The organism is Rhodopila sp. (assembly GCF_035548235.1).
Lineage (GTDB): Bacteria > Pseudomonadota > Alphaproteobacteria > Acetobacterales > Acetobacteraceae > Rhodopila.
The window spans coordinates 1-9123 of the sequence record NZ_DASZTJ010000283.1 but is presented as its reverse complement, the minus strand read 5'-3'; the positions used below and the strand labels follow the sequence as shown (position 1 = coordinate 9123).

The window sequence follows — 9123 nt, the reverse complement described above, 5'->3', positions numbered from 1 at the left end:
CCCCCCCCCCCCCCCCCCCCCCCCGAGACAGCGGCTTCGTCAGGTCCCGTAGCCAGGCGCCAGGTTGAATGCCCCGTCACGGAACGAGTTCGCCTGGCACATCACCACTTCATCGTCCGGATAGCCGTTGTGGTTGTCCTTGGTGAAGGTCAGCGTGCCGTACACGCCCGGCCATTTCGTCAGGGTATCCCAGTATCCGGCCATCTCCTTCGGGCTGCTGCCGGCGTTCTTCACCGCGTCGGCGATCAGGAAGGGCGCGTCGTAACCCAGCGCGATCCACCACAGCAGCGTGTCGCCCATCTCGATGTTGTTCTTGCGCAGGCGCTCGACGAACGCCTGCGTCCGGTCGGGCAGCTTGCCGTTGGGAAGGTAGCTGCAGGGCCGGAAATTGTTCTGGTACACCTTCCCCCAGTATTCCGGCTTGGCGAGCAGCGCCTTGGTCTGGCCTGATCCCAGCGTGGTCTGGCCGACGATCGGCACGTCCCAGCCCATCTGGCCCCGCGTGTTGATGATGCGGGACAGGAAGCCGGCATTCACGCTCCATGGCATGATGACCTCGGCGCCCGCATTGCGCATCCGCAGCAGTTCCGGGGTCAGGTCCGGGTTGCTGGCGTCGACTTCGTTCTTGTAGACGACCGTCCCACCTTTCGGGGCAACCATCGGCACATAGGCGTCAACGGACGCCGTGCCATACCCCGTGGTATCGCCGATGATCGCGACTTTCTTCGCCTTCAGCACGTCGATCGCGTAATGTGTCGCGGCCGCGCCCACCTGTTGGTTGGTCGGCGCATTGCGGAACGCCAGCGGCCACTTCTTCGGATCCGTCAGGGCATCCACCCAGCAGGAGTCCAACTGGGGCAGGCCGTCGCGCGCGATCAGCGGCGTGGCGGCGAGAGCCTCGCCCGAGTTCAGCGGTCCCCAGATCACGTTCACCTTTTCCCGCCGCGCCAGTTCGGTCGCACCGTTCACCGCCTTGGTGGGATCGCTTTGGGTATCGCGTGAAACAATCTCCAGCTTGCGGCCCTTCACGCCGCCGCCCTTGTTGATCTCCTCGACGGCGAGCAGCGTGCCGCGGTTGATCGCCACGCCGGTCGAGGAGCTTGGCCCCGTCAGCGCCGGCAGGAAGCCGATCTTGATCGGTTCCGACGCAGCGATCGCCGGGCGCGCCAGGGCGGTCGCAGTCGCCCCCGCGGCAGCGCCCATCAACATGGTACGGCGTGTTACCTTCATTGTTTCCTCCGGGTATTGACCAAGTTGTTCAGGCGTGGATCGCCGAGGGGACGTCCTGCCCGAAATATGCATGCTCCAGCCGGTGCGGCAGGTCGGCTTCGCTCGTCTCCGCCTCCAGCACGATGCGTCCGCGCGCCAGGGCATAGACGCGGTCGGCCAGCGCCAGCGCTTTCTCGATCAACTGTTCGACCAGCAGGATCGCGGTGCCGGTGTCGCGCAGCTGCCTGGCCACGGCGAGCACGCGGTCGACCAGCACCGGGGACAGGCCGGCGGACGGTTCGTCCAGCATCAGCAGCTTGGGCCGGCGCACCAGTCCTTGCGCCACGGCCAGCATCTGCTGCTGTCCGCCGGACAGCGCGCCGCCGCGATCGTTTCGCTTCGCGGCGATCTCGGGGAAGAAGTTCAGCGCCTCTTCCACGCGCCTGGAGCGTTCGGACCGCGGGACGTCGTAACCGGCCAGCAGCAGGTTGTCGTACACCGAAAGCTGGGTGAACACCCGATGCCCCTCGATCACGTGCACGAGGCCACGCCGAGCGGATTCGCGTGGTCCGACGCCGCGGAGGTCGTCGCCGCCGAAATGGATGGAGCCGGATTCCCACGGCAGCAAGCCGGAGATCGCCCGCAGCAGCGTGGTCTTGCCGGCGCCGTTCGGGCCCAGCAGCGCGACCGCCTCGCCTGGACGGATTGTCAGACTGACATCGTGCAAGACGCCGATCTTGCCGTAACCGGTACGCAGGCCCTCGACGGCCAGCAGGGATTCAGGCGCCGAGATAGGCACTGACGACCTCCTTATGTGCGCGAATATCGGCGGGCGTGCCGGCGGCCAGTTCCTTGCCGAGGTTCAGCACCGTCACATGATCGCAGATGTCGAAGATCAGGTCGGCGTGATGCTCGACCAGCAGCACGCCGGTGCCGCACTTGCTGATGGCCTTGATCAACTCGCCCAGGCGGCGGATCTCATCCGGCGACAACCCGGCCGCCGGTTCATCCAGCAGCAGGAACAGCGGATGCAGCATCAGCGCGCGGGCGATCTCCATGAAGCGCAGTTCGCTGTGCTGCAGCCTGTCGGCGCGGACGGCGGCCAACGCGTCCAGGCCAACGGCGCGCAAGGCCGCCATCGCTTCCTTGCGCAGGGCGGCTTCGTCTCGCCGGTGGCGGGGCAGGGACAGCATCGATTCGACGAACGTCGCCGTGCCGTCGACGGTGCCGCCGATCATCACGTTCTCCAGCACCGACGCCTCGCCGATCGAACGCGGGGTCTGGAACGTGCGGGCGATCCCCAGCCTGGCGCGGGTCTGCGGGGCCCCGGCCATCAGGTCGTTGGACCCCAGCGTGACGCCGCCGGATTCCGGCTTGTAGTAGCCGCTGATGACGTTCAGGGTCGTCGTCTTGCCGGAGCCGTTGGGGCCGATCAGGCCATGCACCTGGCCCGGCGTGATGCTCAGGTCCAGGCCGTCGATCGCGCGCACGCCGCCGAACGCCAGCACGACGCTTTTCAGCGTGATCTCCTGCTTCGCGCTCCCGTGGTTCAGCAATTCCCCCAGCCCTCCGGGCCGAGGTGTGATCGCCCGGCCGCTTTGCAGCGGCCGGCGGTTGGCGAAGTCCAGCAGGTCGGCGATGCCGCCGGGGATCGCCAGCACGATGACCAGCAGCAGGGCGGCGTAGAGGAAGGTCGACCACGCCACCAGCGGCGCGGCGAATTCCGGCAGCACCGTCAGCAGGACCGTGCCCAGCAGCGGCCCGATGATGGAGCCTCGGCCGCCGATCAGGATGGCGATGAAGAACAGCACCGACAGATCGAAGGTGAAGGCGTCGGGCGTGATATAGGACTGCAGGGTCGCGAACAGGCCGCCCGCGATCCCCGCGACCGCGCCGCTGAACAGGAACACCGACATCAGCAGGCCGGACTTGGAGATCCCGGTCGATTCCGCCGCCACTTCGGCGTCGCGGACCGCCACCAGCGACCGGCCGAACCGGCTGCGGGCGAGGTTGGCCGTCATCCAGGTGCAGATCACCGCCGCGCAGAGGCAGAAGAAGTAGAACCCCAGCGTGTTGTCGAACGGCGCCGGCAGGACCGGGCCGGCCACGCCGATGCCGCCGCCGGTGACGCTCTGCCACGCCAGCGCGATCTGGGTGATGATCGTCGCGAAGCCCAGCGTGGTCATGGCGAAATAGAAGGTGCGCAGCCGCAGCGCCGGCAGGCCGATGATGACGCCGGCCACCGCGCCGACGGCGCCGGCCGCGCCCAGCGCCGGCAGCGCCGGCCAGGCCGGTCCCAGATTGCCCGCCACCAGCACGCTGGCGGTGTAGGCGCCCAGCGTCAGCAGCGCGACATAGCCGATGGCCAATTGCCCGCCGAAGCCGACCGCCAGGTTCAGTCCCGAAACGAACACCCAATAGATCGCGGCGCGCGTGCCGATCAGCGTCCAGTAGTCGTTGCCCACGAAGGGCAGGACGATCGCCAGCGCGAGCACGATGACGAATTGCAGGGAGCCGCGCCAGCCTCCCCCCGCCGCGGCTTTCGTGGCGATGGCGGCCGGCGCCGTCTTGACGTTCGTATCCATCACACCCGCCTGGCTGCTGTGGCGCCGAACAGGCCTTGCGGAGCGGCCAACAGGACGACGATGAAGACGATGAACACGGCGACCGAGGCGAACACGCCACCGAAGGTGAAGTTGGCCGCTTGCTGGAACAGCCCCAGCGCCAGGCCGCCGATAATGGCACCGCGGTTGTTCCCCAGTCCGCCCAGCGCGACGGGCACGAAGCCGTAGAAGTTCAGCATCGCGCCGTTGGCGAAGAAGGCCAGCAGCAGCTCGCCCGAGGCGAAACCGGCGATCCCGCCGATGACGGCGGCCATCGCATAGCTTGCGATGCGCAGGTTCCGCTCCGGCAAGCCCAGCGCCCGCGCCGCGAAATTATCCTCCGAGATCGCCAGGAACGCTCGGCCGACCAGCGTTCGGCGGTAGAGATATTCCAGGCCGATCACCACCACGGCGCAGGCCACCAGCGGCAGCCAGAACTTCTCGTCCCACGGACCGCCGTTGCCGATTCCGAACAGGCGCGGGAAGGGCTGCGGTTCCGTGCTCCATTCGATCGCCGTCACCTGCTGGATCATCAGCGCCAGGGCCAGCGTCGACAGCACGTACAGGTGCTGGTCCAGCTTGCTCAGCACCGGACGCACCGCCACGACCTCGGTGATGACGCCCACCACCGCGCAGGCGGCGAGCGTCACCACGAAGCCGACGATGGGCGGCAGCCCAAGCCGGAGGATGAACAGCGACCCGAGAACGCCGCCCAGCATGCCAAGCTGTCCGGCGGTGAAGCTCATGACCCGTGAGGCCGAGAACATCGTGTTGTAGGTGATGCCGATCAGTGCGTAGACCGCGCCGATCGCCAGTCCGGAGGCGAGGATCGATGGAAGCATTCTGTCTCAGACGTACCCTGGTGCCAGGGCGTATGCGCCCTCGCGTTGTGAATTAGCAGCGGACATCACGACTTCCTCGGTCGGGTAGCCGTTATGCTGCTGCGGCGAGAAACTGTAGTCTCCGAAGAGACCGGGATAGTGCTGCACCGTGTTGAAGTAGTCGATGAACGCGTCTGCCTTGGTCGAGCCGGTCTGCTTCACCGCCTGGCCGATCAGATCGATCGCGTCGACGGCGCAGGTGACCCACCACAGCACCGAGTCCGACAGCTCGATCTTGCCTTTCACGCGATCGAGGAAAGCCTGCGACCGCGGGGGCAGCTTGCCGTCGGCTCCGAAGCTGCAGCTCTTATAGCCGACGATGTAGACATTTGCCCAGTTGGACGGCTTGGTCACCAGCTTGCCGACCTCGCCCGTCCCAAGCGCCGGATGACCGACGATCGGGACGTCCCAGCCGATCGCGGCGCGCGTGTTCATGATGCGGGAATTGAGGCCTGTGGTGACACTCCAGCAGACAAGGGCCTTGGCGCCGGCATCGCGCATCCGCAGAAGGTCGGGCGTGACGTCGGACTGATTGGGATCGATGACCCCGCTATAGACGATCTTGGCCTTGTCCTTGGTGAAGCCCGCGACGGAGTCCTTGACCGCCGACGTGCCATATCCGGTCGAATCGCCGAAGATGGCGACCTCGTTAATTTTTAGTATCTTCAAGCAGTAGTTACGAACGGCCTCATCCCATTGCATATTCGATGGCGCGAGGCGGAAGGCGTTCGGATATTTTTCGGGGTCGATCAGGGCATTTACAACGCAGGGGTGCAGGCTTGGCATTTTCGCTCGCGCCATGATCGGCGTGGTCGCCAGCGATTCGCCGGAATTCGGCGGTCCCCAACAGATATCGACTTTAACGCGGGAAATCAGTTCCTGCGTCGCGTTCACTGCCTTGGTCGGATCGCCCTGGGTATCGCGCACCACGGCGTCGATCTTGCGTCCCTTGATGCCGCCGGCCTTGTTGACCTGCTCAAGCGCCCAACGCATGCCGCGGTCGAAACCGATGGACGGGGCGGCCAGGGGGCCTGTCAGGGCGCCCATCCAACCCACGCTGATCGGGCTGCTGTCGGCGATGGCAGGCCGTGCCAGACTTGCCGCCGCCAGGCCTGTCGCCGCTAATCCGGCCGTTCCCGCGGTAAACCCGCGGCGTGTGATGGTCATGCGTCCTCCCGCTTTTTATGATCATTCTGTGGGCGCCGGGTCTGTTACGCCCGGCGCCCACAGAATGCATCATATTTTATAGCCGGGCGCTAGCCGGTACGCTCCATTCGTCTGCGAATTGGCTTCCGACATGACGATCTCGTTCGACGGGAAGCCGTTGTGCTGGGTCTTGCTCCAGGAATAGTCGGCATAATAGCCGGGATAGCTCGACAGCGTGTCCCAGTAGTCGATGATCGGCTGGGAGGCGGTGGAGCCGGTGACCTCGACCGCCTTGGCGATCACGTTGATGGCGTCGACGCCGTTGGCGACCCACCACAGCGTGGTGTCCTTCAGCTCGATCTTGCCCTTGACGCTGTCCACGAAGGACTGGGTCCGGGGCGGCAGCTTGCCGTCCGGGCCGATGCTGCAGTTGCGGAAGCCCAGGATGTAGACCTTCTCCCAGTTCTGCGGCTTGTCGACCAGGTGGCCGACCTCGCCGGAGCCCATCGCCGGGTGGCCGATGAAGGCGATGTCCCAGTTCAGCGTGGCGCGGGCGTTCATCAGCCGAGCTTCCATGCCGGTGGACACGCTCCAGACCGCGATGGTCTGGGCCTTGGCGTTCTTCATCTTCAGCATGTCCGGCATCACGTCCGGCTGCGTCGCGTCGATCAGGTTCTGGTAGACGATGTTGCCGCCACGCTTCTTCACCTCTTCGGCGAAGGCGGGGACGGCGGTGGCGGCATAGCCGGTGGTATCGCCGACGACCGCGATGTCCTTCAGCTTCATGATGTCCAGCGCATAACCCGCCACCGCCTGGTTGATCTGGCTGTTGGACGGCGCCATGCGGAAGGCGTTGGGGTATTTCACCGGGTCGATCAGGCTGTCGACGAAGCCGGCATGCATGTTCGGCATCTTCGCCCGCGCCAGGATGGGCGTGGTCGCCAGCGCCTCACCCGAGTTGGTCGGGCCGTAGATCGCGTGCACCTTCACGCGGCTGATCATGTCCTGCACCGCGTTCACCGCCTTGGTCGGGTCGCCCTGGGTGTCGCGGACCACCAATTCGATCTTGCGGCCCTTGATGCCGCCGGCGTTGTTGATCTGCTCCACCGCATAGCGCACGCCGCGGTCGAACCCGAGGGCCGGGGCGGAGCTGGGGCCGGTCAGCGCCGCCAGCCAGCCGATGCGCACCGGCTCGCTGTCCGCCAGGGCCGGCATCGCCAACGCCGATGCGGCGATGGAACCAAGCGTCGCGCGGGCCAGGCCGCGCCGTGAAATCGTCATTGCGTTCTTCCTCCCACGCAGAACGGACCCGGTCCGCCTGCGGCGGCGGGAAGATACAGGCGCCCGCGCCGTGCGCAAGAACTCTGTGGTGGCATTCGTCGGGCGCGCTCCCCGGCAGGATAACCAGGGGTAGAGCCGCCGCGCGGGCGATAGGTGCCATGCGGCCGGCATCGCTTTCCCATCGACACCGGCCGGTCAAGGAAAGCGCGGCGCCGGCAGCGCGTTGAGCGGGCGCAGGACGCGGCCGTCCAGGAACGCCTCGATGTCTTCCAGCGTCTCGCCGTACACGACGCGGTAGTTCTGTTCGACGACGTAACCGACATGCGGCAGCAGGATGACGTTCTCCAGCCGTCGCAGCGGATGATCGGCCGGCAGCGGTTCGACGCCGTAGACGTCGATGCCCGCGCCGGCGATGCGCCGGTCGCGCAGGTGCCTGAACAGCGCCTCCTCGTCGACGATCGGACCGCGGGAGGTGTTGATCAGATAGGCGCCGGGCTTCATCAGGTCGAGCTCTCGAGGACCCAGCAGGCCTCGGGTGCGGTCCGACAGTTTGAGATGGATTGATACGAAGTCCGACCGGGCCAGCAATTCGTCCTTGGACACATGGCGCGCGCCGGCGGCGGCGGCCTTCTCGGGCGTCAGGTTCTGGCTCCAGGCCAGCACCTCCATGCCCAGTACCTGGCCGAACCGCGCCATCTGGCCCCCCAGCGATCCAAGGCCGAGGATGCCCAGCGTCTTGCCGTGCAATCCGGCGCCAAGCGTCGTCTGCCACCCTCCGGACCGCATCGCCCGGTCTTCCATCGTGATGTTCCGCGACAGCGCGATCATCAGGCCCAACGCCAGCTCCGCCGTGGCGAACGACCAGTCGCCGGTGCCGGTCACCTGGACGCCATGTTCGGTCGCGGCGTCCAGGTCGATCGCGACGTTCCACATCGCGGCCGTGACCAGCAGCTTGAGGTTGGGCAATCGCGCGAACAGCGGCCGCGGGAACTTGGTGCGTTCCCGTACCATCATCACGGCGTCGTACGGCCGCAGCCGCTCTGCCAGCCGGTCGACGTCGGGGATATGATCGTGGATCGCATCGACCTGCGCGCGGCCGGCAAGGCGTGTCCAGTCCGCCATCTTCAGGGCAACGTCCTGGTAGTCGTCGAGCAGCGCGACACGGAACATGGCGGCGGACCTTCGGATCAGTGGGCGGAGGGGATGCGCTTCGCGTCGGCGGCCGGGGCGACGCCGCGCCGGTCCCCGCGATGCGCGAGGCGATGCACGAGTTCGCCGAGGATGCCGCGGCGGAACACCATGACGATGACGACGAAGAGGCATCCCAGCACCAGGCTGCCGCTGTCGGTGATCGTGGACAGGGTGTTGCGCATCAGCAGGACCACACCGGCGCCGACGAAGGGCCCGAAGATCGTTCCGGCGCCGCCCAGCAGCGTCATCATGACGGGCTCGCCGGAGGCACGCCAGTAGACGGCTTCCAGGCTGACGAACTGGTGGTTCAGCACATAGAGCGCACCGGCGACGCTGATGATGAAGGCGGACAGGGCATAGGCCTGCACGCGGATCAGGTAGACGCTGTAGCCGACGCTCAGCATGCGGCGCTCGTTCTCGCGCGCGCCGACCAGCGCCATGCCATAGGGCGACGCCAGGATGCGGAAGACGAACAGCACCATCAGCACGACGAAGAACAGGGCGACGTAGTAGAATACCCGGTCATCCGCCAGGCTGAGGCCGAACAGCGTGCCGCGGACCACGTCGTGCAACCCGTCCTCGCCGCCGGTATAGTGCGGGAACTGGTTGACGACGAAATAGACGATCTCGGCGAACGCGAAGGTGATCATCGAGAAATAGATCCCCTTCTTCTGTGCGATGATGAAGCCGAAGACCACGCCCATCGCGGTGGTGGCAGCGACGCCGATCAGGAAGCCGGACCACCCTGGCAGGCCGAAATGGCTGACCAGCACGCCGGTGATATACGCCGCGGCGCCCCAATAGGCGGCCTG

Annotated in this window: 8 protein-coding genes; all 8 read right to left on the bottom strand. The window is 66.5% G+C overall.

Annotated features, from left to right (window positions below):
* Positions 1–39: 39 nt before the first annotated feature.
* Positions 40–1230, bottom strand: a complete 1191-nt coding sequence (locus VHB27_RS22980) for an ABC transporter substrate-binding protein (protein ID WP_325605002.1) — start codon at positions 1228–1230, stop codon at positions 40–42.
* 28 nt (positions 1231–1258) lie between these two features.
* The gene (locus VHB27_RS22975; RefSeq protein WP_325605000.1) at positions 1259–2008 is read right to left on the bottom strand and encodes an ABC transporter ATP-binding protein; all 750 of its coding nucleotides are present in this window, start codon (positions 2006–2008) and stop codon (positions 1259–1261) included.
* Positions 1989–3794 carry an ABC transporter permease subunit gene (locus VHB27_RS22970; protein WP_325604998.1) on the bottom strand — a complete coding sequence of 602 codons (1806 nt, stop codon included), beginning with the start codon at positions 3792–3794 and terminating at the stop codon, positions 1989–1991. The genes VHB27_RS22975 and VHB27_RS22970 overlap by 20 nt, the downstream gene beginning before the upstream one ends.
* Positions 3794–4654, bottom strand: coding sequence for a branched-chain amino acid ABC transporter permease (locus tag VHB27_RS22965; RefSeq protein ID WP_325604996.1), 861 nt, complete (start codon positions 4652–4654; stop codon positions 3794–3796). The genes VHB27_RS22970 and VHB27_RS22965 overlap by 1 nt, the downstream gene beginning before the upstream one ends.
* A 6-nt stretch (positions 4655–4660) precedes the next feature.
* On the bottom strand, positions 4661–5860 hold the full coding sequence (locus VHB27_RS22960) for an ABC transporter substrate-binding protein (RefSeq protein WP_325604994.1): 1200 nt from the start codon (positions 5858–5860) through the stop codon (positions 4661–4663).
* 69 nt (positions 5861–5929) lie between these two features.
* On the bottom strand, positions 5930–7120 hold the full coding sequence (locus tag VHB27_RS22955; RefSeq protein ID WP_325604992.1) for an ABC transporter substrate-binding protein: 1191 nt from the start codon (positions 7118–7120) through the stop codon (positions 5930–5932).
* Positions 7121–7315: 195 nt separating this feature from the next.
* Positions 7316–8290 (bottom strand): D-2-hydroxyacid dehydrogenase family protein, encoded by a 975-nt coding sequence (locus VHB27_RS22950; RefSeq protein WP_325604990.1) that lies wholly within the window; start codon positions 8288–8290, stop codon positions 7316–7318.
* 17 nt (positions 8291–8307) lie between these two features.
* On the bottom strand, positions 8308–9123 hold an 816-nt coding region (locus tag VHB27_RS22945), incomplete at its 5' end, for a branched-chain amino acid ABC transporter permease (RefSeq protein ID WP_325604988.1).